18 protein-coding genes are annotated in these 22596 nt (G+C 64.4%); 6 read left to right on the top strand and 12 right to left on the bottom strand.

Going from position 1 to position 22596, the window contains the following annotated elements:
• Window positions 1-181: 181 nt before the first annotated feature.
• The gene (gene hpnI, locus P3T43_RS21150; RefSeq protein WP_429282993.1) at window positions 182-1396 is read right to left on the bottom strand and encodes a bacteriohopanetetrol glucosamine biosynthesis glycosyltransferase HpnI; all 1215 of its coding nucleotides are present in this window, start codon (window positions 1394-1396) and stop codon (window positions 182-184) included.
• An 803-nt stretch (window positions 1397-2199) separates the two neighbouring features.
• Between hpnI and P3T43_RS21145 the strand changes: the two genes are divergently transcribed.
• The 4 genes from P3T43_RS21145 (at window position 2200) to pdxY (ending at window position 7751) form a co-directional block, all read left to right on the top strand.
• Window positions 2200-3195, top strand: coding sequence for an LLM class flavin-dependent oxidoreductase (locus tag P3T43_RS21145; RefSeq protein ID WP_429282992.1), 996 nt, complete (start codon window positions 2200-2202; stop codon window positions 3193-3195).
• A 582-nt stretch (window positions 3196-3777) separates the two neighbouring features.
• Entirely contained in the window at window positions 3778-5049 is a 1272-nt protein-coding gene (gene glgC, locus P3T43_RS21140) for a glucose-1-phosphate adenylyltransferase (protein ID WP_429282991.1), read from the top strand.
• 49 nt (window positions 5050-5098) lie between these two features.
• Entirely contained in the window at window positions 5099-6559 is a 1461-nt protein-coding gene (gene glgA / locus P3T43_RS21135; protein WP_429282990.1) for a glycogen synthase GlgA, read from the top strand.
• A gap of 328 nt (window positions 6560-6887) precedes the next feature.
• The gene (gene pdxY / locus P3T43_RS21130; RefSeq protein WP_429283000.1) at window positions 6888-7751 is read left to right on the top strand and encodes a pyridoxal kinase PdxY; all 864 of its coding nucleotides are present in this window, start codon (window positions 6888-6890) and stop codon (window positions 7749-7751) included.
• A 76-nt stretch (window positions 7752-7827) separates the two neighbouring features.
• Here pdxY and P3T43_RS21125 read toward each other — a convergent pair whose 3' ends face one another.
• Window positions 7828-8022 carry a hypothetical protein gene (locus tag P3T43_RS21125; protein ID WP_429282989.1) on the bottom strand — a complete coding sequence of 65 codons (195 nt, stop codon included), beginning with the start codon at window positions 8020-8022 and terminating at the stop codon, window positions 7828-7830.
• A gap of 320 nt (window positions 8023-8342) precedes the next feature.
• Between P3T43_RS21125 and P3T43_RS21120 the strand changes: the two genes are divergently transcribed.
• Window positions 8343-8804, top strand: coding sequence for a hypothetical protein (locus P3T43_RS21120; protein WP_429282988.1), 462 nt, complete (start codon window positions 8343-8345; stop codon window positions 8802-8804).
• Window positions 8805-9044: 240 nt separating this feature from the next.
• Here the strand turns inward: P3T43_RS21120 and P3T43_RS21115 are convergent, their stop codons facing one another.
• Entirely contained in the window at window positions 9045-9170 is a 126-nt protein-coding gene (locus P3T43_RS21115) for a hypothetical protein (RefSeq protein WP_429282987.1), read from the bottom strand.
• Between the two features lie 241 nt (window positions 9171-9411).
• On the opposite strand from P3T43_RS21115, the gene P3T43_RS21110 reads away from it, so the two are divergent.
• Window positions 9412-10566, top strand: a complete 1155-nt coding sequence (locus P3T43_RS21110) for a branched-chain amino acid ABC transporter substrate-binding protein (protein WP_429282986.1) — start codon at window positions 9412-9414, stop codon at window positions 10564-10566.
• Window positions 10567-10628: 62 nt separating this feature from the next.
• Here P3T43_RS21110 and P3T43_RS21105 read toward each other — a convergent pair whose 3' ends face one another.
• From P3T43_RS21105 to hutC, 9 genes are all read right to left on the bottom strand, one after another.
• A complete protein-coding gene (locus tag P3T43_RS21105; RefSeq protein ID WP_429282985.1) occupies window positions 10629-12764 on the bottom strand; it encodes a DUF3857 domain-containing transglutaminase family protein in 2136 nt (711 codons plus the stop codon).
• Between the two features lie 214 nt (window positions 12765-12978).
• Entirely contained in the window at window positions 12979-14367 is a 1389-nt protein-coding gene (locus P3T43_RS21100; protein ID WP_429282984.1) for an MFS transporter, read from the bottom strand.
• A 103-nt stretch (window positions 14368-14470) separates the two neighbouring features.
• The gene (locus P3T43_RS21095) at window positions 14471-15136 is read right to left on the bottom strand and encodes a hypothetical protein (protein ID WP_429282983.1); all 666 of its coding nucleotides are present in this window, start codon (window positions 15134-15136) and stop codon (window positions 14471-14473) included.
• A 605-nt stretch (window positions 15137-15741) separates the two neighbouring features.
• Window positions 15742-16554: an N-formylglutamate deformylase gene (gene hutG / locus P3T43_RS21090; RefSeq protein WP_429282982.1), complete on the bottom strand. Its 813-nt coding sequence runs from the start codon at window positions 16552-16554 to the stop codon at window positions 15742-15744.
• Between the two features lie 100 nt (window positions 16555-16654).
• A complete protein-coding gene (locus P3T43_RS21085) occupies window positions 16655-18061 on the bottom strand; it encodes a formimidoylglutamate deiminase (protein ID WP_429282981.1) in 1407 nt (468 codons plus the stop codon).
• Window positions 18062-18083: 22 nt separating this feature from the next.
• A complete protein-coding gene (gene hutI, locus P3T43_RS21080) occupies window positions 18084-19310 on the bottom strand; it encodes an imidazolonepropionase (RefSeq protein ID WP_429282980.1) in 1227 nt (408 codons plus the stop codon).
• 153 nt (window positions 19311-19463) lie between these two features.
• Window positions 19464-20054 (bottom strand): HutD/Ves family protein, encoded by a 591-nt coding sequence (locus P3T43_RS21075; protein WP_429282999.1) that lies wholly within the window; start codon window positions 20052-20054, stop codon window positions 19464-19466.
• A gap of 68 nt (window positions 20055-20122) precedes the next feature.
• Window positions 20123-21811 (bottom strand): urocanate hydratase, encoded by a 1689-nt coding sequence (gene hutU, locus P3T43_RS21070; RefSeq protein ID WP_429282979.1) that lies wholly within the window; start codon window positions 21809-21811, stop codon window positions 20123-20125.
• A gap of 66 nt (window positions 21812-21877) precedes the next feature.
• On the bottom strand, window positions 21878-22573 hold the full coding sequence (hutC, locus tag P3T43_RS21065) for a histidine utilization repressor (protein ID WP_429282978.1): 696 nt from the start codon (window positions 22571-22573) through the stop codon (window positions 21878-21880).
• Between the last annotated feature and the right edge of the window lie 23 nt (window positions 22574-22596).

Genomic DNA, 22596 nt, shown 5'->3' with positions numbered 1-22596 from the left:
GCTTCGCCTGATAGCGTGAACCCGCCCCGCCATCGAAGCCGTCATACGATGGGGCCTGCAAAAACAGCGTTTTCATGAATGCTCCGACAATTTTCATTGATTCTGATGACTGATTAATCCAGTGTTACCGCACCGATGCGCCGGACCCACCGCGCATCCATGCATCGATCCACTGACACGGCTAACCGCGATCGGAAATCTCCACGATCGAGGTACGCGGCTGCGCGACGCGATTGACGACCGACATGCGCGCGCCGCGCCATACGACCTGCGACCCAAAGGCCCCACCGAGCCATTGCAGCACCAGCAGCGTATCGCGCAACGGCACCAGCGGCAGATCGCGCCAGAACGTGCGCGAAACGCGGGCGCTGCGCGCATGCAGCAAGACACGCGCGATGACACCGATCGTCGTACTGACCGAGAGCGTCAGCGCCATCACGGGATCCGCGCCGCTGCCTCCGATCAACCCGCGGTACAGCCCCGCCGCCAGCAGCGCGCCCAGCAGCAGCCAGGGCGAAGTAAACGTAATGACGAGCGCCGCGAACCCCAACGGATTCACCGAGCGGATCGTGCGCAGCCAACGCATCTCGCGCAGCCATAGCGTGATGAAAGTCGGCTCGATCACGTCGGTGGCCACCATCACCGGTGACAACACGGTATTCAGCCCGAGCGTGCGCGCGTGCTCGGCCAGCCAATAGTCGTCGGCGAGGCAATCCTTGAGGGCCTCGAAGCCGCCGATGTCCTCGAGTGTCGTGCGGCGCAACGCCAGTGTCGCGCCAAAACCAAAGCGGCGCGAGCCGCCCGCATGCGCGACGCGCACCGACGGCGCGAACCACTCGTTGATAAACATCGCTCCCACCCGCGGCCAGAAACCGCCCACGCTCTGCGCCCGGTACAGACACGTGACGACGCCCGTATCGGGGTCGGCGAGCGGCGCGGTCACGGTGTCGAGGTAATCCGGCTCGACGGCAATATCGCTATCGGCAAGCACGATGACAGCATGGCGCGCGCGCCGCGCCATATTGATCAGATTGCTGACCTTCAGATTGCTGCCGTGCACGCGCGAATCGATCACGAGTTCGATGTCACACCGCGGATACGCCTCCTGCAAACGCCGCACCACGCCAATCGCCGGATCGAGCGGCGACGACACGCCGAACAGCAATTGATAGCAAGGATGGGCCTGCTCGCAAAATGTCACAAGGTTCTCGTACAGACGCGGCTCGATCCCGCACAGCGGCTTGAGCACGCTCACGGAGGTCCAGCCGGGATGCCACGCGCCGCCACGCTTGCCGAAAAACGGCATCGCCACCGCAGCGATGCCGGCATACACGGTGGCGGCGCAGCACAACGCAACCAGCAGCCACTCCAGAACAGATAGCGAATGCACTGTCATTGGCCGCCACCCCAACTCCCGGTGGCCCGCCACCCGGCAATGACAAGACTAGTCGACAGGAAATGCACCAACACACTCGCTCGCACGGTCGGAACTCCTTTTGCTTCATGAGAACAATTCGCATTAAACCGAGTCGCATTGTTCAAATAAAACGTGTCAGGCCATTCAACGTAATTTTTTGTAATATTCAAATGCCCATATGACAGATAATCGAAAGCATTTAGACAGAGATCGATCGGCGATTTGCAATATTCGATCTGTCCGAGCTTCTTTCAACAACCGCAAGGCATTGAAATTACAGGATTTACAGACGCACTCATGGTTCGATGGACGTCAAGCCAGTTGCGCCTTTGAATGGCAATCGCACGCACCTTCATGGGTCGGAAAAATTGTAGCAGCGCTTGCGCAGACTTGCTTACCACCTTCGGTCATATAAACAGCGTTTTATTGATCCACCTGGTATTTTTTACACTTGCATTAAATATGCATTGCTGGTCTGACAATAATCGCAGCATTGCCGCAATCGTCGTCGTGCCGGCGTTAATGATCTAATTAATTGAGCCGAATGCAACGCGGCCGCCCTGACGCGCTGCCCGTTCGCTCCTTGGCCCAACGGCACGAGCAGGCCTCACTGACGATCAGCTGCAACACCCTGCTGAAGTTATGGACTTGTGCACCCCGGCAGCGAGAATGAACACGCTTTGGCACAATCCGGCTTTGCCTTTGCTGTCGACGGCCTTACGGCGTGTGAGCACTTCGCTCCATGCGTGGTCGTGCGGAGCAAGGCCTCGGACGACTTTGCCATGATTCCTTTTTCGGTTCTCGACCTCTCACCCGTCAACGTTGGCGCGAGCGCCTCGCAGGCGTTTGCCAACACGCTCGATCTCGCCCAGCACGCCGAAAAGTGGGGCTATCTGCGCTACTGGCTCGCCGAGCATCACAACATGACCGGCATCGCCAGCGCTGCCACTTCGGTCGTGATCGGTCATGTGGCGGGCGGCACGCAAAGCATCCGGGTCGGCTCGGGCGGCATCATGCTGCCCAATCACGCACCGCTGGTGATCGCCGAGCAGTTCGGCACACTGGCGTCTCTCTACCCCGGCCGTATCGATCTGGGGCTCGGCCGTGCCCCCGGCACGGACCAGACCACCGCACGCGCCCTGCGCCGCGATATGCAAGGCAGCGCGGATTCGTTCCCGGACGACGTCGTCGAACTGCAGCGCTACTTCGCAGATCCGGTACCCGGCCAGCGTGTGCGCGCGGTGCCCGGCGCCGGACTGCACGTGCCGATCTGGCTGCTCGGCTCCTCGCTCTTCAGCGCGCAACTGGCGGCCGCGCTCGGCCTGCCGTTCGCGTTCGCCTCGCATTTCGCGCCGGACCAGATTCTCAATGCGCTGCGTCTGTATCGCGCGCAGTTCCGTCCGTCGGCGGCGCTCGACAAGCCGTATGCGATCGTCGGCGTCAATCTGTTCGCAGCGGATACCAACGAAGCCGCCGTGCGCCTCTTCACGTCGTTGCAGCAGCAGTTCATCAATCTGCGGCGCGGCACGCCCGGGCAATTGCAGCCGCCCGTCGAGCACATCGACGCGGCGGAACTGGAAATGAACGGCGTCGCGCAGTCGCTGGCGTGCTCGGTGATCGGCGATCCCGATACGGTGCGCGCCGGACTGCTATCCGTGATCGAGCAAACCGGTGCAGACGAATTGATGCTGACCGCGCAAATCTACGACCACGCCGCGCGCTTGCGGTCGTTTGAAATTGCCGCACAAGTGCGCGAAGCGATCATCAGCGGCAAGTGATCTGGCTGCGGCGCTAATTACAAAAACAAAAGCGCCGCCGCGTCTCGCTCCATCACGGCCGGGCCGCCCGGCCGGTCCGTTGGACAGCACGTCATCGAACACCTGCGGGTCCCGCCTGTGCGGCGCGTGACCCAGTCCGGCAAACTCGCACCGCGTCGCCCCACGTCGCACGCGAAATCGTGCCAGCGGCGAGTCTCTTAGCCATCCTCACCGACGTCCCCTCAATCAGCGCAATACCCGTGGCACGCATATTGCGTCGCGCCAACTGCACGGCTATGCGCCGTGCCGCACGGACGCACCCTTTTCCGGCTGCGACCTTGCATAGGACACCGATAGTTTCCGCCACGTCACGATAAGTTGCGCGAATCCACACAATCCAGACTATTCGCGGATGGCATATCGGTGCTAAAAATAGCGAACTATCGTCAAGCCATCGCGACGCAGCGCAGTAGCCAGACCGCATCTACAAGAACGACAGCCAGCATCACCATTCGGGGCATACCACCAGCAACCCGGTTGCATGGGATTCAAAGCCGGAGTCGGCGCTGAAGCGCTAAAACCGGTCGACAATGGAGACACAGCATGGAAACTCCGGCAAGCCTCAATGATCTGCAACGCTCCACGCTCGCCATCGTCCTCGCGGGCGGACGCGGCACGCGGCTCGGCCCGCTCACCAACAAGCGCGTCAAGCCGGCTGTGCACTTTGGCGGCAAGTACCGCATCATCGACTTCGCCCTGTCCAATTGCCTGAACTCCGGCATCCGGCGCATCGCGGTCGTCACGCAATACAAGGCGCATTCGCTGATCCGGCATGTGCAGCGCGGCTGGGGTTTCCTGCGTGGCGAGTTCAACGAGTTCATCGACCTGTGGCCCGCGCAGCAACGCGTCGAAGGCGGACACTGGTATCGCGGCACGGCGGACGCGGTGTTCCAGAACCTCGACATCATCCGTTCGATCCGGCCGAAATACGTCGTGGTGCTGGCTGGCGACCATATCTACAAGATGGATTACACGCGCATGATCGCCGACCACGTCGACAGCGGCGCGGACTGCACGGTGGGCTGTATCGAGGTGCCGCGCATGGAAGCGGTGGCGTTCGGCGTCATGCACGTGGACGCGGACCGCCGCGTCACCGGCTTCGTCGAAAAGCCCGCGGACCCGCCGGCGATGCCGGGGCGCCCGGATATCGCGCTCGCCAGCATGGGCATCTACGTGTTCAATGCGGACTACCTGTATTCGCTGCTGGAAGAAAACATCACCACCGCCGACACCGATCACGATTTCGGCAAGGACATCCTGCCGCGCGTGGTCACGCAAGGGCATGCGATTGCCCATCCGTTCAGCATGTCGTGCGTGTCGTCGGATCCAAACGTGGAGCCGTACTGGCGTGATGTCGGTACGATCGACGCCTATTGGGCGGCCAACCTGGACCTCGCCTCCACCATCCCGACGCTCGACCTGTACGCGCCCGACTGGCCGATCTGGACGCAGCAGCAGCAGTTGCCGCCCGCCAAGTTCGTGCGCGACATGAATGGATTGCAGGGCGCGGTCACCAATCTGATCGTGTGCGGCGGCTGCGTGATCTCCGGCTCGCAGATTTCGCGCTCCGTGCTGTCCTCGAATGTGCTGGTGAATTCTTTCTGTAACATCAATGAGGCAGTCTTGTTGCCGCAGGTCACCGTCGGCGCCAGCTGCCGGCTGCGACGCGTCGTGATCGACCGCGGCTGCGCCATTCCGGACGGCACGGTGATCGGCGAAGACCCCGCGTACGACGCCGAGCGCTTCTACCGCACCGAAACCGGCATCGTGCTCGTGACGCCGGATGCCTTGCGCGGCCAGAAGGCGCAACACTAGCGCGGGAGCCTGCACATTTTCTTACGCCCGCACAACCGGAAACCTGCCCATGACGATTCGCGCCCTGCACGTCGCAAGCGAGCTGTATCCCCTCCTGAAGACAGGCGGTCTTGCCGACGTGGCCGGCGCCCTCCCACCGGCGCTGATCGAGCGCGGCGCGGACGTCCGGGTGCTGCTGCCGGGCTTCCCGGCGGTTCTCGCGGGCCTCGCCGATCTGCGCACCGTGGCGCATCTGGGGCGCCGCTTCGATGCGCCCAACGTGACGCTGGAACAGGGCACGCTGCCGTCCAGCGACCTCGTGGTCTACGTGATCCGCGCCGACAGTCTGTACGACCGCCCCGGCAACCCCTATCTCGACGCCGAACACGTGCCCTACGGCGATAACGCCCAGCGTTTCGCGCTGCTCGGCTGGACTGCCGCACAGCTTGCCCAGCAGCTCGATCCGACGTGGGCGCCGCAGATCGTGCATGCGCACGACTGGCACGCCGGCCTCGCCCCCGCCTATCTGAAAGCGGCCGAGCGCCAGCATGGCAAAGCCTTCGCCCACAGCATCTTCACGGTACATAACCTCGCTTATCAGGGCATTTTTCCGGCGCATCTGTTCGGCCAGCTGGCGCTGCCGCAGGACTTCTTCAGCATGCATGGCGTGGAGTTCTACGGCCAGCTGTCGTTTCTCAAAGCCGGCTTGTACTACAGCGACCGCATCACCACTGTGAGTCCCACCTACGCCCGCGAGATCCAGACGCTCGCGCAGGGCGGCGGTCTCGATGCGCTGCTGCGGCACCGCACGCACGACCTGTCCGGGATCCTGAACGGCGTCGATTACACCGTGTGGAACCCGAAGACCGACAATCTGCTCCCCGAGCGCTACACCTCGTCTGTCCTGTCGGGCAAGCATGCCTGCAAGGCCGCCCTGCAGAAGCGCTTCGGCCTTGCAGGCAAAAGCGACGCGTTGCTGTTTGGCGTCGTGAGCCGCCTCACCGAGCAGAAAGGCCTCGACCTGCTGCTCGCCGCGCTGCCGGAAATCATCAAGCGCGGCGGACAACTGGTGGTGTTTGGCACGGGCGACGCTGCCCTGGAGAAAGGCTTGCAACGGGTGGCGCATGCGCACCCGGAATCGGTGGCCGTCGAACTGGGTTTCGACGAAGCCCTGGCGCACGCCATCATCGCCGGCAGCGACGTGGTGGCCGTCCCGTCGCGCTTCGAGCCGTGCGGTCTCACGCAACTCTACGCGCTGGCTTACGGGTCGCTGCCGCTCGTGCATCGCGTGGGCGGCCTCGCGGATACCGTGGTGGACGCGTCGCTCGAAAACCTCGCCGACGATCTCACGACCGGCTTCGTGTTCGAGCGCTTCGAACCTGAGGCGCTAGGCGCCGCGATCCGCCGCGCTTTTGCGCTGTACGCGCGCCACAGCGAGTGGAAAGCCACCCAGCGGCGCGCCATGCGCCAGGACTTCGGCTGGGGCGCGTCGGCCGAGCGTTATCTGACGCTGTACCGCGAACTGGCCTGAGCAGTCCGGCTGAACGTGGCCGCCGCGTGCCTCGAATAGGGGCGCGTGGCTTCGCCATCGAGCGATCGCTTATTGATCGCGCACTAACCGCTCGTTGACGCCTGAGCAACGGCTCACTAACCGCTCATTCACGATTCACCCACCGCTCACTGACGGCTCGGCGCAACACGACGGGGACGGATCATGCCCTGGTCCGACGAAAACTCATGTATTGTTGATTTTCACGCGGCATTGCACAAACCCATCCCTCCACTGACGGTCAGAGTGGTCTCACGTGGCTGTCAGCGACCATTTGCGGCGCTCAACGGATAGCGCTGGTAAAGACATGATGAAAAACGTCCTGAGCATCCAGTCACATGTCGTATTCGGGCACGCGGGCAACAGCGCCGCGGTCTTTCCCATGTCCCGTCTCGGCGTGAACGTCTGGCCGCTCAATACCGTGCAGTTCTCCAATCACACGCAATACGGTCATTGGACCGGCAGCGCCATCGACGCGTCGCAGATGCAGGATCTGGTCGACGGTATCGGCGCAATCGGCGTGCTGCCGCGCTGCGATGCGGTCCTCTCGGGCTATCTCGGCACGCCCGAGCAGGCGCAGGCCGTGATTGAGATCGTCAAGGCCGTCAAGGCGGCCAATCCGCGTGCGTGGTATTTCTGCGATCCGGTGATGGGAGCATCCACCGGCTGCAAGGTGGAACCGGGTATCCAGGAATTTCTCGTGCGCACCATGCCCGAGGTGGCCGACGGCATGGCGCCGAATCACAGCGAATTGCAGCGGCTGGTCGGGCGGGAGATCGAAACCGTGGAAGAAGCGCTCGCGGCGTGCCGCGAGATCATCCGGCGCGGGCCGAAGATCATACTGGTCAAGCACCTGCTCGACCGCAACAGCCCCGCGGATCACTTCAATATGCTGGTGGTCACGCCCACCGAGGCGTGGATGGGACAACGGCCGCTGTACCCGTTCGCCCGGCAGCCGGTCGGCGTCGGCGATCTGACGAGCGCGGTGTTCGTCGCCCGCCGGCTGCTCGGCGACCCGATCCGGGTGGCGTTCGAACATGCGCTCGCCGCTGTGAACGCTGTCGTCAAGGCGACCTGGCAGGCAGGCCGCTACGAACTGGAACTGGTCGCCGCGCAGGATGAAATCGCAAAGCCGCGCGAGTGGTTCGACGCGTGGACCATCGATTCGGTGTAGCGCAGCCGCATGGACCATTGATTCGGTCTAGCGCAGCCGCAGCACGCCGCTGCGGCTGCCAGAGCCGATCCGGATGTTATAGCGCGGCCTTGGCCCAGCCGAGCGGCTGCGGCTGTTGTCCCGGTTGCAGACTCAGCGCGTGATGACCCGCGATCTCTGCCAGAACCTCGGCGCGCGTCACCCCTGCGGCCTGCGCGATCGACGGCACCACGCTCACCACGCCCGCCACGCCCAGTGCCAGCGCAACCAGCGAAAACCAGAACCCCTTCATCATCCTTCTCCACTTTATCCACTTTAATCAGACCAATACGCTGCCGTATATCCTGAGCCGGACAGCCGGCGGGAGTTTAACGACCCGCGCGCCGCGGCGCATCCCCCTGAGGCGGAAAACACTGTTCACCCGGTGAGGACAATCCGGCGGCCCCTCAACCTGCGGGCCCGAGGCGCCGTCCGGCCACCATTGCAACCGCTGAACAGCGCCAGCGTGGCGACACCCGCTGACGCTCGCTTGTCAGCCGCTCGTCCTATAATGCGTGCCGCGTGGTGCACGCAACCCTTTTCAAGCACCCGCTACAGGCAAACGAGGTACAGATGGACGGTCACATCCGCAGCGAGCGGGAAGAATCTTTCGAAGAGTTGTGCATCAGCGTCGATGCCGACGAAGCCCACGAACAGGAAGCCATCGAGTTCTTCGAGAAGCAGTTCGGCGAAGCGGATTTCGATCCGGCGCAATGGCTCGATATCGCGCTCTACTACTCGCCGGCGGTGGCACGCGGCATCATCGAACTGGTCACGGCCGATGACCGCGCCCGCAGCAACATCGCCGAAGTGATCGCGGACAACCTCGATATTTCCTACGGCGAAGACGAGTGCCAGCAGTTCGCGGAGACGATCCAGTTCGCGCTCGCCAACGGCGTGCCGGTGGATCTCGATCTGGTGCTCGACGGTTGCCAGCGCGCCATCGACGATCTGGACACCTGGGCCGACGACGACACCAAGGAACCGCTGATGCGTCTGCGCGAGGAAGTGCTGCGCCTGCAAGGCGAGCAGTAAGCGACGGTCATCCGCCTGGGCGTCGCAACGTCCGGGCGTTTCTGCGTTTCCACACGCCACCCGCTTCCACACGCCCTCCCCGGCTCCTGCCTCACGAAGCACACCCGCCCTCGTTGTATGTGCTGGCATCCGCACCCACCCTCCGCTCGCGACACGCCCGCCGTCCGCCCCGTTCGAGGCCTATGCTGAAATCCTCATTCAAAGCGCCGCGAACTGCCAAGACGGCCTCAAATTGGCTTTCTATATTTCGGCCACATCGATGGACACGTTGATGGACAAATCGAGGCTCGCCTGACCCGGGGCACGCGCGTATTCCGACCACGTTTCGTACGACGCCACCAGGTCTTGCCCGCCCAGGGCTGTCACCGTGTTTTCCATCATTGTTTCTGGCGTACGATCATCCGTACTCTGAAACAGTCGGACCCTTAAAAGGAGACCACGCCGCACGCATCGAGCCTCAAGCCAGTTTTCATCGCACAGTCTGAGCGACCCGCGCCTTCGCGTTTGCCTGCGCAGCGCTTCAGCGTGACCGCCGTACCCGGCCGCAAACGGCCAGCTGCACCGTGACCGATATTCATAACTTGAACCTGTCGATGAAGGAGAGACCATGAGCTTTCACAAGACGCTGAAACCCCTCGCCATGATGCTGGGCGCGATTCTCGCTGTCGCGCCCCTGTCCAGCTTTGCCGACGACCTGCCGGTGAAGATCGGCTTCGCCGCACCGCTGACAGGCGTCAACGCCGGTTACGGCAAGGACCTCGAAAACGGCGCGCTGCTCGCCATCGAGGAAGCCAACGCGCAAAAGATCAAGATCGGCAACCAGGTCGCCAATTTCCAGATCGTCGCCGAGGACGATCAGGCCGACCCGCGCGTCGGTGTGCAGGCGGCGCAGAAACTGGTGGATGCGAACGTGTCGGTGGTGGTGGGCCATTTCAACTCGGGGACGACGATTCCCGCGTCGCAGCTCTATGAAACGGCCGGCATTCCGGTTATCGATCCGGCGGCCACCAATCCGATCATCACCGGGCGCGGCTTCGCCAACGCCTTCATGGTGATCTCCACGGACGCGCAGAACGCCGGCAACGCGGGCGTCTACGCGGTCGAGGTGACCAAGGCCAAGCGTATCGCGATCCTCGACGACCGCACCGCCTTCGGCCAGGGCGAAGCGGACGAGTTCGAGAAAGCGGTGAAGGCGCACGGCGGCAACATCGTCGCGCACGAATACACCAACAACCAGGCGGTCGATTTCAGCACGCAGCTGACCGCGATCAAGGCCACCAACGCGGATCTGATCTTCTTCGGCGGCCTCGACACGCAAGCCGCGGGCGTCGCCAAACGGATGAAGCAGCTCGGTCTCACCGCGCAACTGGTCGGCGGCGGCGGCGTGATGGATCCGGAGTTCATCAAGCTGGCAGGCGATGCCGCCGAAGGTGCGATGGCGTGGGAATACGGCCGGCCGCTCTCGCAGCTGCCGGGCGGCAAGGACTTCTCGGAGAAGTTCAAGAAGCGCTTTGGCGTCGACATCCTGTCGTACGCGCCGTTCGGCTACGACGCGGCGTGGGCGGCGATCAAGGCCATGCAGCAGGCCAAGTCGACTTCGCCCGCGGTGTATCGGCCAGTGCTGAAGGCCATCAGCTTCGACGGCGTGACCGGTCCGATTGCCTTTGATGCGAACGGCTCGCTGAAGAACGCGGGTTCGACGCTGTATCAGGTCAAGAACGGCGCCTGGGTGCCGATCGTGACCAAGGGCGGCGGCAACTAGGCCAACCCGCACGTTGCAGTAGCACTGCAGATGACGAGGGCGCGCCGCAGTCTGGGCGCGCCCTATCCTTTTGGCGGGGCCGCCGTAGCAGGGATCGCGCTGCCCGGCGCGAGCGGCGCCGCATCCGGCGCGACTTGCGTGTTCGAGAGGTTGCCCGGCGACGGCGTGTTGCTGTACGGGTTCGCCGGCGCACCTCCGATCCGGTTCGTCTGCGCGAAACGATGCACCAGCGGCGTCGCCCGCACCACCACCTGCGACGACGTATCGCGCTCGATCCTCACGAGCGAGCCCTGCACTTCGTTGAACATGTCCGCCGAACAGACCTGGTGGACGAACTTCGTGTGCAGGCGGCGCGTGATCTGCAGAACTCGCGTGGACGGATCGAACACATAGTGCGATGAATAATCGAAGAATTCGTCCTCGACATAGGCGTCGACCGGCAGATCGGTCACGTGCACGGTATCGGGGAAGGTGATCTGCGCGGTTTCGTCGAATTCGCCGCCGACGCACACCCACGGCTGCGTGCGTTGCGGCTCGGCGAGCCAGGTCTGCACCTGACTGGCGATGCCGCCCGCGAAACTCGTGAGAGCGGGCAGCGCCGTCGTGCCGTCGGTCCAGGTGACGTGCTCGAGCGTCCCCTGAATGGTGGTGGCGAACGGTCCTTCGGTGGTCGACACATCGCTGGTACGCAATTGCGAGCTACCGTGCAGGCCGGTCTGCAACAGGCGCGTGGCCGCGATCTGCTGGGCACGCTGATGGGTGGCGCGGCGAAACACGTTGCGCTCGAGTTCCGCCGTCGCACCGGAATCTTCCACCCGGTACGCGTACGACCCTGCGCCGTTCTCGTTCACGTCGATCTGCAGGCGCACCGAGCGAGCCCGCGGCTGGACGGCCGGCGTGCGCGCCAGCACGCCGGCGTCGACCAGCAGGACCGGCCGGTCCATCACCACGAGCGGCAGGTAGCCGAACGCGATGCCGCCCGCGGTGGTATCGGCGTAGAGCCCGAATTGCGGCATCCAGACAATGGCGTGATTGATCGCGCTGTCGCCATAGCCCGGCACGTCCGGCAAGGTGTAGTAAGGCCCGAGGTTGAGCAGCACCGCTTCGCTCTGGATGCCCACGGCTGCCAGCAAGGCGCTGTAGAGCGCGACGTGATCCTTGCAGTCGCCATAGCGGTTGTGCAGGATGTCGATCGCCTTGTGCGGCACCGCCGCGGTTTCGCCGAGAAAGAGCGCCACGTAGCGCACATTCAGGCGCATCCAGTCGTACAGGATGCGCGCCTTGTCGCGCGGATCGACGGTGCCGGCCGTGAGCGACTGCGCCAGCCGGACGATGGCCGGATCGCTCATGGTGGCGTCGGTAGCGGGGCCTTTGTAGCGCGCGGCGAAGGTGGCGTAGTCCGGTACCGTCGAGACCATGAGCCGGTCGCCCCACGTCTCGTAACCCACCGCGCCGGATTCGATAGGCGCATACGGCCCATGCCGGTAGTCGAATTCGTAGCGGGTGCGGCCCTTCTCCGTGACCGGCGGCACGGCCACGTAGCCGCGTGCATCGGCGTAGAGCGGCACATCGGCGGGCAGATCGAAGATCAGCCGCTGCATCTCGACCGGGTCGCGCGTGGGTTCGACGAGATAGGCGAAGGTGCCGGCCTGCAGCGGCTTCGTGCGCGTCTTGCGAAACGCCAGATGCACCCGCGAGCCGGGCTCCACGCCGGGAAAGATCACCGTGCGCAGTACGCCGTCCTCGAAGGTCGGCGCGCCGGCCGAGCGCGGCTCCTGCACGTCGCGGATACCGTCCGGGCCGACCGGCCGCACGGTGCCATCGGGATCGATGGTTTCGGCGGCGAGCAACTGCACCTTTTCGATGTCCTTGTTGAACCAGACGTAGCGCTGCGCGATATCGTCGACACCGCTCGTCGTATTGGCGCGCAGGACCGTGTCGTCGCGTTCTTCGACCGAGCCGTCCTTCTGGATCACGAAGTAATGGACATCGCTCTCGACGGTCGACGGCGCGAGGTCGTGGCTCGCGGCTGGGGCCGCCGGGGTTGCTTGCGCTGTTTGCGTTGCCTCCGCTGTCTGGGTTGCCTGCGCTACCTGGGTTGCCTGCGCCGTTTGTTCGGCGGGCACGGCCGAAGCGCTGCATACGCCGCAGATCGACCATGCCAAAGCAGCGCAGCCGCGCCATAGAAAGCGACTCATGCTAGATGCCCTCGCCCGGCCACGAGGCGCGCCGGGGTTGCGCGATCTCCATGCACGCGGACTTGCATCGAACGCCTGACGAAGCGAGCGTGCCCGGCACCAGCGGCGGCGGCAAATCTGCGGCGATGTTCCCCAAGATGACACCTCGTCCCGATCGGTGTTGTGTTTGTAGCACATCGGCGGACGCTGCGTTTCGATGACACGGCGTTCTCCGTTACCGCGCGCGCAGTTCCGCCCCTTCGTCATGCGCAAGCTTCGTAAAGAACAGCAGCGAGAGAAACGTCAGTGCGCCGACGACCGCAAACGCGGGCGAGAAATCGCGCGCCGTCAGATGCGCCGCGCTGCCGCCATGCAGATGCGCCGTCAATGCCAGCAGCGACGCGGCGAACGCGACGCCGACGCTGATCGACAGTTGCTGCGCCATGCTCGACAGCGCGGTGGCCCGGCTCATCATCGGCTTGGGCATGTCGGAGTAACCGAGCGTGTTGAGCGTCACCATGCCGAGCGAATTGAACAGGCCGCCGAACAGCAGCACCACGAAAATCAGCAGATGCGGCGTGCTCGGCCGGAACAGCCCGTAGCCTGCGTAGAAGCATCCGGTGAGCGAGGTTGCGCCGATCAGCAGCGTGCGAAAGCCAATGCGGCGGATCGCCTGCTGCATCACCGCCCGCACGCTGAGCGAACCGACCGCCGTCGCCACGCTCAGCGAGCCGGATTGCAGCGGCGACAGGCCGAAGCCCAGTTGCAGCATCAACGGCAACAGGAACGGCGATGCCCCGATCGCGATCCGCAACGGCATGCCGCCCACCACGGCGGTCCGATACGCCTTGAAGCGCAGCAGACCCGGATCGATGATGGCGTCGTCGTGGCGGCGGCTGTAGCGCCAGTAAGCGAGGATCGACAGCAGACCGAAACCGGCCAACGCGAAGGTGACCTCGGGCGGCACCAGCCCGCGGCCTGCCGTATCGAGACCGCCGACCAGCCCGACCAGTCCGGTCGACAGCAGAATGAAACCGGCCAGATCGAAGCGCTGGTAAAGCGGCTCGTGCGTATCGTCGATGAAGCTCATTGCCATCAGCACGCCTAGCACGCCGAAGGGGATATTCAGCAGGAAGATCCAGCGCCACGAGGTGATCGTCACGACCAGCCCGCCGAGCAACGGCCCGGCAAGCCGCCCGATCGCACCGGGCACGGTGAACCAGACCATCGCCGCGACCATCCGCGCGGGCGGCACGCTGCGCAGCAGGATCAACCGGCCGACCGGCACCATCATCGCGCCGCCCATGCCCTGCAGAACCCGGAACAGCACCAGTTGCGGCATCGATTGAGCCAGCCCGCACAGCGCCGAGCCGAGCGAGAACAGCGCGATCGCCGTGCAGAACACCCGGCGCGCGCCGAAGCGGTCCGCCAGCCAGCCGCTCGCCGGCAGAAACACCGCGAGACTCAGCAGATAGGAGGTGATGGCCAGGTTCAGATGCAGCGTCTGGACCTGCAGCGAGCGGGCGATCGACGGCAAGGCCGTCGCCATGATCGACGTGTCGAGGTTTTGCAGGAACAGCGGACAGGCGACGATGAGGGGAATGAGTCGGGAGCGGTCGGTCATGCGCTCCCTTTTACCGCAGAACGCGGCGTCCGTAAAACACGGCTTCTGCAAAACGCGACATCCGTAAAACCCGGCGTCCGCACAACGCGCCGTCCGCAAGACTTCACTCGCCTTCGCCCAACCTTACCAGCAGCGCCTGCAGTTTCTCCACGTGGCGCATCAGCAGATGCCGATGCTTTTCGATCTGCTCGAGCCGGCCGGTGAGATCGGCGTGGTCCGTGTCCTCCAGATCAGCGGCGTTCATGACGTCTTCCACCTTGGCGCGCAACGCGGCCAGTTCGACCGGCGGACTCGCCAGATGCCGCTCGAAGCGGCGCACGTCCTGCACCGCCAGATCGCGGACCTTGCGAAAATGCGCCTGACGCCGATGCGCCTCGGCGTCGAGCGTCTCCTCCTCGAGGCGGCGCGCGGGACCCGGCTGACCGAAGATCGGCTCCGGCGGCCGCAACACCGAGCGCTTGCGGACCGGATGCGCCGTGCCGCGAAAGCGCGCGAGCGGGCTTTCATTGTCGATGGCCTCGCGGGCGTTGGCGGGAATCTCCTGCTGGGCATGCGGCGCGTCCATCCAGCCTGCTGGCAGGCCGGTGACCGCTTCGACGCCGCGCACGAACTCCTCGCTGAATTCCCGTTGACCCGACAGCATCAACTTCAGATAGCTCGCGGAGAACGTCATCATCCGCGCGAGGCGGGTTGCCGCGCCGACCTCCTGGGTCAGCACCACCAGATTCGCCCGCCAGATCGGAAGCAGGGACTCGTCGGAATCTTCCATTGCTGGGTCTTCCATCTTTTTCTTGCCCGATTAGTGAGTAACGTCTGCGCGGGCGCCACTGCGGCCCACGCACGTTGTGTTCGTCAAAGGGTAGTCGCTTCGCCGGGCCGCGCGCAACCCGTATGTCCCGGAGAGTGTGACGTAACGTAACCGACGTAACTGTCGGCACGCCGTGTTCTTTCTGATGACAGGCATTGAGCGGGTGCGTTCCGGCCACCCGCTCAATCCCGGCAGGCCATTGTTCAGAGGTTTGCGGTACGGATCGTGCTGAGGGAAAGGCTCTACCACCCACCCGGACAAAAGGGAAAAACGATGAAGAAAGCGATCCTTGCCTGCGCTGCGGCGCTTACTACTCTGTGCGTCATGATCCCGGCGCATGCGGACGAGCATCATCACCCGGTATGTCATAACGTTCACGAGCATGGGCACTGGGTGCGGCACTGCCACTAAGACGGCGGGCTGAGACCTGAGACGGGCTGCTGGGCGCAGGGCTTCTTCGAAGGTCGAAAAAACGCTTTATTGCTGGAAAACGCTTGCTGGAAAACGCGCCACGGCGGCCGATCAGGGCCGCCGTGGCGCGTGTACGTTCAACGCGGATTAAAGCCTTATGCCGCAGCCACGTGCGCCAATGCGGTTTTCACCAACGTTTCCAGAAGCGGTTCGACCTGCGCGGCGAGCGTTTCGTCGTACGCATACGGCATCTGCTCTTCCATATACGTAATCTGCGTCAACTCGAGTTGCACCGCGTGCACGCCTTCTGCCGGCTGGCCGTATTGACGGGTGATGTAGCCGCCCTTGAAGCGGCCATTGGCAATCGACGAGTAGCGGCCGTCCTGCTCGACCACCACGGCCAGCGCCTCCGCCAGCCCCGCCGCAGCACTCGCGCCATTCGACGTGCCGAAGTTGAAATCCGGCAGCCGTCCTTCGAAGAAACGCGGCACGTGCGAGCGGATCGAATGCGCTTCCCACAGCAGCACCCGGCCGTGCTTCGCCTTGAGCGCCGCCAGATGCGCGGCGAGCGCGTCGTGATACGGCTTCCAGTAGATGTCGCGGCGGCGCACGAGTTCGGCCTCGCTGGGCAAATGACCGTCGAGATAGAGCGGCTCCTTGTCGAACGTGTCGACGGGCAGGAGGCCCGTCGTGTCCTGCCCCGGATAGAGATTCGCGCCGTCCGGCGGGCGGTTCAGGTCGATCACGTAGCGCGCGTTGACCGGCATCAGGATCGAGGCGCCCAGCTCGCGAGCAAAGCTGTACAGGCGGTCGAGGTGCCAGTCGCAATCTTCGGTGCGCTGGGCGATGGGCGTCATCGTCGCGGCAATATCATCGGGAATGCCCGTGCCGACGTGGGGTATCGAGATCAGCAGCGGCAGGCTTCCCTCATGCAGCGAAAAAACCGCTGGGGTGTTCGAAGCAGTCATGTCAGTCCGGAATCCATGAAATCAGGGTATCACGTCAGCAGCTTACCTGAGCGCCCCGGTTTGCGGCGCCGCTTTGCTTGGCAGCGTCGGCGCGAGAGGCTTACCTGAGCAACTCGGCGAGCGCCACGCGGTACTGCGCGTAAGCCCGCTCTTCATCGCGATGCCGGCGATTGTCGACCACCTTCACGCCGCCGGTATAGACGTCGCGAATCGGCGTCTCGCCATGCTCGCAGAATACAACGCCCGAAAGCCACGCGTCCGGCGCGTGTTCGGCAATGCTCGCGTGCTCGGCGTCCAGCACCAGCCAGTCAGCCCGTTGCCCTGCCCGCAAGGCGCCGACGGCACGGCCCGTGGCGTGCGCACCACCGTCGAGCGCGGCGCCGAAGAGCCGGTCGGCGACGAACGGCGCCTCGGCCGATGCCAGCACATTGCGTTGACGGCGTACCAGCCGCTGGCCGTATTCCAGCAGCCGCAGTTCGGCCCGCCAGTCCACTCCGATATGACTATCCGAGCCGACGCCAAAGCGCCCTTGCTCGTCGAGATAGGTATGCGCCGGAAAAATGCCGTCGCCGAGATTGGCTTCGGTCGTCAGGCACAGTCCCGCCACCGCGCCGCTTTTGGCCAGATCACGGGTTTCCTGCGCGTCGACGTGGGTCGCATGCACCAGACACCAGCGGGAATCGACAGCGAAGCGATCGAGCAGCCATTGCACCGGCCGCGCGCCCTCGATTTCGAGGCAGGCGTCCACTTCGGCAGTCTGTTCGGCGATGTGGATATGCACCGGCGCGCCGGGCAGATCCTGATCGAGCCCGTCGAGCAGACTGCGCAGCGATGTCTCCGAAACCGCCCGCAACGAATGCGGCGCCACGCCATAGCGCCGCGCGGCGCTTTCCGGATAAGCGTCACGGAGCTTGCCCAACAGATCGAGCAGGCTCTCAGGCGTATTGATGAAGCGCCGCTGATCAGCGTTTGGCGCGCGCGCGCCGAAGCCGCTGTACTGGTACAGCACCGGCAGCATCGTCATGCCGATACCGCTCGTCCGGGCCGCCTCCACCACCTGCCCGGCCAGTTCGGCTGCATTGGCATAACGGTTGCCATCCGGCATGTGATGCACGTAATGGAACTCGCACACCGAGGTATAGCCCGCCTTCAACATCTCGATGTAGAGCCACTGCGCGACAGCGGCCAGCCCTTGCGGCGTGATCTTCGCGGCGAAGCGGTACATCAGGTCGCGCCAGCTCCAGAAGTTGTCGGTGGCGTTGGCGCGGTATTCGGTCAGGCCCGCCATCGCGCGCTGGAAGGCGTGCGAATGCAGATTCGGCATGCCGGGCAAAACCGGGCCGGCAGCGCGGGGAACGCCGGCCATCCGCGCGGACGCGTCGGGTGTCACGTGCGTGAGCGTGCCGTCGGCGTCCCACTCCAGCAGCACGTTACGGCGCCAGCCATCCGGCAGCCAGGCGTAGTCGGCGAACAAGGCATGCTTCGACGTTCGAGTGGATTCAGTCATCTTCGGACCTTGATGGATTCAATCAGCCAGCGTAAGCGCGTCGCGTATAAACCGTCTCGCCGGCGCGCACCACGCGCGCGCACAGCGGACGCCCGAGCCAGTAGGCCAGTTCAGCCAGCGTATCGACGGACCACACGACGAAATCTGCGGCACGTCCTTCTGCCAGCGCGCCGTGGCGATCCGCCTGGCCGAGCGCACGCGCCGCATGCTGCGTCACGCCCTGCAGCACTTCGGGGACGGTCATGCGAAACAGCGTGGTCGCCATGTTCATCATCAATAACAACGAAGTGGCGGGCGACGTGCCGGGATTGCTGTCGGTGGAAAGGGCGATGGGTACTTCGTAGCGGCGCAGCAGATCGAGCGGCGGCAACTGCGTCTCGCGGATGAAGTAGTAGGCCCCCGGCAGCAGCACGGCGACCGTGCCGCTTTCCTTCATCGCCGCGACGCCCGCTTCGTCGAGAAACTCGAGATGATCCGCGGACAAGGCGTGGTGCCGCGCTGCGAGCGCCGTCCCGCCGCTGTTGGACAACTGCTCGGCATGCATCTTCACCGGCAGCTTGTAGCGCTCGGCCGCGGCGAACACACGCTCGCTTTGCGCCAGCGAAAAGCCGATCCGTTCGCAGAACACATCGACCGCGTCGACGAGGCCTTCGTTGGCCAGCGCGGGCAGCATGCGCTCGCAAACCTCGGTGATGTACTCGTCCGCGCGCCCGACAAACTCGGGCGGCAACGCATGCGCGCCGAGAAACGTCGTGTAAACCGACACCGGATATTGCTCGCCCAGACGGCGTGCGACGCGCAGCATCTTGCGTTCGGTCGCGAGATCGAGGCCATAGCCGGATTTGATTTCGATAGCGGTGACGCCTTCGGCGAGCAGCGGTTCGAGCCGCGCGGCGGATTGGCGGAACAGGCTCGCTTCATCGGCCGCGCGCGTCGCGCGTACCGTCGACACGATGCCGCCGCCCTGCCGCGCGATCTCTTCGTAGCTGACGCCGGCAAGCCGCTGCGCGAACTCGTCGGCACGCTGGCCACCGTAGACGAGATGCGTATGACAATCGACGAGGCCCGGCGTGACCCACGCGCCGCCGAGGTCTTCGCGCGGCCATGTGGCGTACTCAGCCGGCAATTCGCTCGCGGCGCCGAGCCATGCAATGCGGCCGTCGCGCACGGCGATCGCGGCGTCGGCCTGGGTGTGGCGGGGATCGCCTTGTGGGCAGAGGTTCAGGTGATGCCAGACGGTTTGCTTCATCGCGTGCTCGTTGCAGCTCGTTGCGGTCTGTGAAGGCGAAGTCCGATGCGCGCCCGGACTCGCGGTGTGCTTCAGGCAATGCGTGTAGTGCGGTTGGTTCGTCCTGCTAACGTGGCGTGCCGGCGCGGCCCGTCTGCGCCGCTTTTTGTCAGGTCACGCGTACTGCAAGCGAATGACGAGCAGCGCGCCCTCACCGCTTACCCCGCACGTCAACGCATCCGGGGCCTCGATCTGCAGCGTGTCGTCTACTGCAAGCGTCATCGGAGCGGCATCGCCCAACGTCACTTCGAGCGAACCCGCCGCGCAGAACAGCAGCACGACGTCAGCGGACAGTTTGCGCGTTGACGGCCCGCTCGTGCCACCGTCGCTGCGCCATACATCGAGTTCGCCGGTTGCCGCGCCACGCCGCACCATCAGGTTGAAATCGCGCGTCGCTCCGTCGACCAGACGCGCTTCGATCGCCGTCTCGCCCGCAAACCGCGCGATATCGAGCGGCTGCGTCAGCGCATGCGTCGGCCCCTGCGCCTCATCGAGCAGCATACCCGCGCCCGCCAACAACACCAGCGTGCGATCGATGCCCGCAAAGTGTGAGAACGGCCCTGCCTGCGCAACGTCTGCAATGCTCACGCGCCAGATGAACGCGTCGAGTCCCGAACCTTCCGGGAACGCGGCCACTTCACGCGTGACACCGCCGCCGTTCTTCCACGGCGCCGCCACGCGCTCCGCACCGCGCAGCAACCTCACGCCAAGGGCCGGAACCGCACCCGTGGACGCCGGGTTGCTGGGCTCGACCGGCAAGGACGGCGCCACGATCAGCGACCCAGCATCGGCAGGTTGAGCCCCACTTCGCGCGCGGTTTCCTGCGCGAGTTCGTAGCCGGCATCCGCGTGACGCATCACACCGGTGGCCGGGTCGTTGAACAGCACGCGGCCGAGGCGCTTGCTGGCTTCATCGGTGCCGTCGGCGACGATCACCACGCCGGAGTGCTGGCTAAAGCCCATGCCGACGCCGCCGCCATGGTGCAGCGACACCCACGTCGCGCCGCCCGCCGTGTTCAGCAGCGCGTTGAGCAACGGCCAGTCGCTGACGGCATCCGAACCGTCCTTCATCGATTCCGTTTCGCGATTCGGGCTGGCCACCGAGCCGGTATCCAGATGATCGCGGCCAATCACGACCGGTGCCTTCAACTCGCCGTTCTTGACCATCTCGTTGAACGCTTGTCCAAGACGATAACGATCCTTCACGCCCACCCAGCAGATCCGCGCCGGCAGACCCTGGAACGCGATGCGTTCGCGCGCCATGTCGAGCCAGTTGTGCAGATGCGGATCGTCGGGGATCAGTTCCTTGACCTTCGCATCGGTCTTGTAGATGTCCTCAGGATCGCCCGACAGCGCAACCCAGCGGAACGGGCCCTTGCCTTCGCAGAACAGCGGGCGGATATACGCCGGCACGAAACCCGGGAAATCGAAGGCGTTTTCGACGCCCATTTCCAGCGCCATCTGGCGGATGTTGTTACCGTAGTCGAGCGTCGCCGCGCCGCGTTCCTGCAGCGTGAGCATGGCCTTGACCTGCTCGGCCATCGACTGTTTCGCAGGTTTGACGATGCTGTCCGGCACCGTCTTTTGACGCTCGCGCCAGTCTTCCACGCTCCAGCCTTGCGGCAGGTAGCCGTGGATCGGATCGTGCGCGCTCGTCTGGTCGGTCACGCAGTCCGGCGTGATGCCGCGTGCGACGCACTCGGCGAACACGTCCGCTGCATTGCCGAGCAGCCCAACCGAAACCGGCTTGCCGGTTTTCTTCGCGTCTTCGACGATCGCCAGCGCTTCATCCAGCGTTTTCGCCTTGCGGTCGACGTAACGGGTCTTCAGACGGAAATCGATGCGCGACTCGTCGCACTCCACCGCGATCATCGAAAAGCCGGCCATGGTCGCCGCCAGCGGCTGTGCGCCGCCCATGCCGCCCAGACCGCCCGTCAGAATCCACCGGCCCTTCGGGTTGCCGTTGAAATGCTGGTTCGCCACCGAGAAGAAGGTTTCGTAGGTGCCCTGAACAATCCCCTGGCTGCCGATGTAAATCCAGCTGCCCGCCGTCATCTGGCCGTACATCATCAGGCCCTTGCGGTCGAGTTCGTGGAAATGTTCCCACGTCGCCCAATGTGGCACGAGGTTGGAATTGGCCAGCAGCACGCGCGGTGCGTCGGCATGTGTTTTGAACACGCCAACCGGCTTGCCCGACTGGATCAGCAGCGTTTCGTCGTCGTTGAGATCTTTCAGCGAGGTGAGAATCTGATCGAAGCAATCCCAGTTACGCGCGGCGCGGCCAATGCCGCCATATACCACGAGCGCATGCGGATGCTCGGCTACTTCGGCGTCCAGATTATTCTGGATCATCCGGTACGCGGCTTCCGTCAGCCAGCTCTTGCAGGTCTTTTCCGCACCGCGCGGGGCGCGGATCGTGCGGGTCGGGTCGAGACGTGGGTCGAAGTGCTTGGGGTTGTTCATGGTGGCCCTCGGAGGCTGGAAAGTACTCGGGAATCAGGTCAAAAAACGCAAAGCGGATCAGCGAAATCAGAAGTGTCCAGTGAAGCGGTAACGGCTGCCGGGATGCCAGAGATTGGCCACCGAAGCGACCAGGCTCTGCGACCACGTGCGACGATGCAGCACGAGGCACGGTTCGAGTTCATCCATGGTCAGCAGGCGCCGGGTATCGGCATCCGTCACCGACGCTTCAATGCGGTACTCGACGCGCTGCAGCGGCGCGACGTGCACCAGATACTGGTTCGGCGTGGTGTTGGTAAAGTCCTGCAACGCATACTCGGGAGCGACCGCCGGGTTGACCCAGCGTTCTTCGAGCTGCACGGGTTCGTCGTTTTCCAAATGCAGCACGCGCGAGTGGAACACCGGGCTGCCGGCGCTCACCTGCATCTCGTCGGCGAGCGCCTCGTCGGCAATCGCGGCGCCGACATGCAGCACCTTCGCCTGATAGCGGTGGCCGCGCGCGACGATCTCGTCGGAAATGCTGCGGATCGCCACCAGCGTCGACTCGTACTTCGGTCGTGCGACGAAGGTGCCCGATCCCTGCACGCGTGTGAGCACCTGCTCGGAGGTAAGCTCGCGCAGCGCACGGTTGACCGTCATGCGCGCCACGTTGAACTCGCGTGCGAGCTCGTTTTCCGAAGGGACCTGGTCGCCTTCACCCCATTCGCCCGCGTGAATGCGGGCGAGGATGAAGTCCTTGATCCCCTGATAGGCCGGTGCGTTCATGCTCGATGTGCCGTGAGTGCCGT

Source organism: Paraburkholderia sp. GAS41, from assembly GCF_050436545.1.
Lineage (GTDB): Bacteria > Pseudomonadota > Gammaproteobacteria > Burkholderiales > Burkholderiaceae > Paraburkholderia.
This window is presented reverse-complemented; position numbering and strand designations above follow the sequence as displayed.

Excerpts from the sequence above, each read along its gene's own strand:
- hpnI (WP_429282993.1), bottom strand. The coding sequence starts at position 1,396 with ATGACAGTGCATTCGCTATCTGTTCTGGAGTGGCTGCTGGTTGCGTTG.
- P3T43_RS21145 (WP_429282992.1), top strand. The coding sequence starts at position 2,200 with ATGATTCCTTTTTCGGTTCTCGACCTCTCACCCGTCAACGTTGGCGCG.
- glgC (WP_429282991.1), top strand. The coding sequence starts at position 3,778 with ATGGAAACTCCGGCAAGCCTCAATGATCTGCAACGCTCCACGCTCGCC.
- glgA (WP_429282990.1), top strand. The coding sequence starts at position 5,099 with ATGACGATTCGCGCCCTGCACGTCGCAAGCGAGCTGTATCCCCTCCTG.
- pdxY (WP_429283000.1), top strand. The coding sequence starts at position 6,888 with ATGAAAAACGTCCTGAGCATCCAGTCACATGTCGTATTCGGGCACGCG.
- P3T43_RS21125 (WP_429282989.1), bottom strand. The coding sequence starts at position 8,022 with ATGAAGGGGTTCTGGTTTTCGCTGGTTGCGCTGGCACTGGGCGTGGCG.
- P3T43_RS21120 (WP_429282988.1), top strand. The coding sequence starts at position 8,343 with ATGGACGGTCACATCCGCAGCGAGCGGGAAGAATCTTTCGAAGAGTTG.
- P3T43_RS21110 (WP_429282986.1), top strand. The coding sequence starts at position 9,412 with ATGAGCTTTCACAAGACGCTGAAACCCCTCGCCATGATGCTGGGCGCG.
- P3T43_RS21105 (WP_429282985.1), bottom strand. The coding sequence starts at position 12,764 with ATGAGTCGCTTTCTATGGCGCGGCTGCGCTGCTTTGGCATGGTCGATC.
- P3T43_RS21100 (WP_429282984.1), bottom strand. The coding sequence starts at position 14,367 with ATGACCGACCGCTCCCGACTCATTCCCCTCATCGTCGCCTGTCCGCTG.
- P3T43_RS21095 (WP_429282983.1), bottom strand. The coding sequence starts at position 15,136 with ATGGAAGATTCCGACGAGTCCCTGCTTCCGATCTGGCGGGCGAATCTG.
- hutG (WP_429282982.1), bottom strand. The coding sequence starts at position 16,554 with ATGACTGCTTCGAACACCCCAGCGGTTTTTTCGCTGCATGAGGGAAGC.
- P3T43_RS21085 (WP_429282981.1), bottom strand. The coding sequence starts at position 18,061 with ATGACTGAATCCACTCGAACGTCGAAGCATGCCTTGTTCGCCGACTAC.
- hutI (WP_429282980.1), bottom strand. The coding sequence starts at position 19,310 with ATGAAGCAAACCGTCTGGCATCACCTGAACCTCTGCCCACAAGGCGAT.
- hutU (WP_429282979.1), bottom strand. The coding sequence starts at position 21,811 with ATGAACAACCCCAAGCACTTCGACCCACGTCTCGACCCGACCCGCACG.
- hutC (WP_429282978.1), bottom strand. The coding sequence starts at position 22,573 with ATGAACGCACCGGCCTATCAGGGGATCAAGGACTTCATCCTCGCCCGC.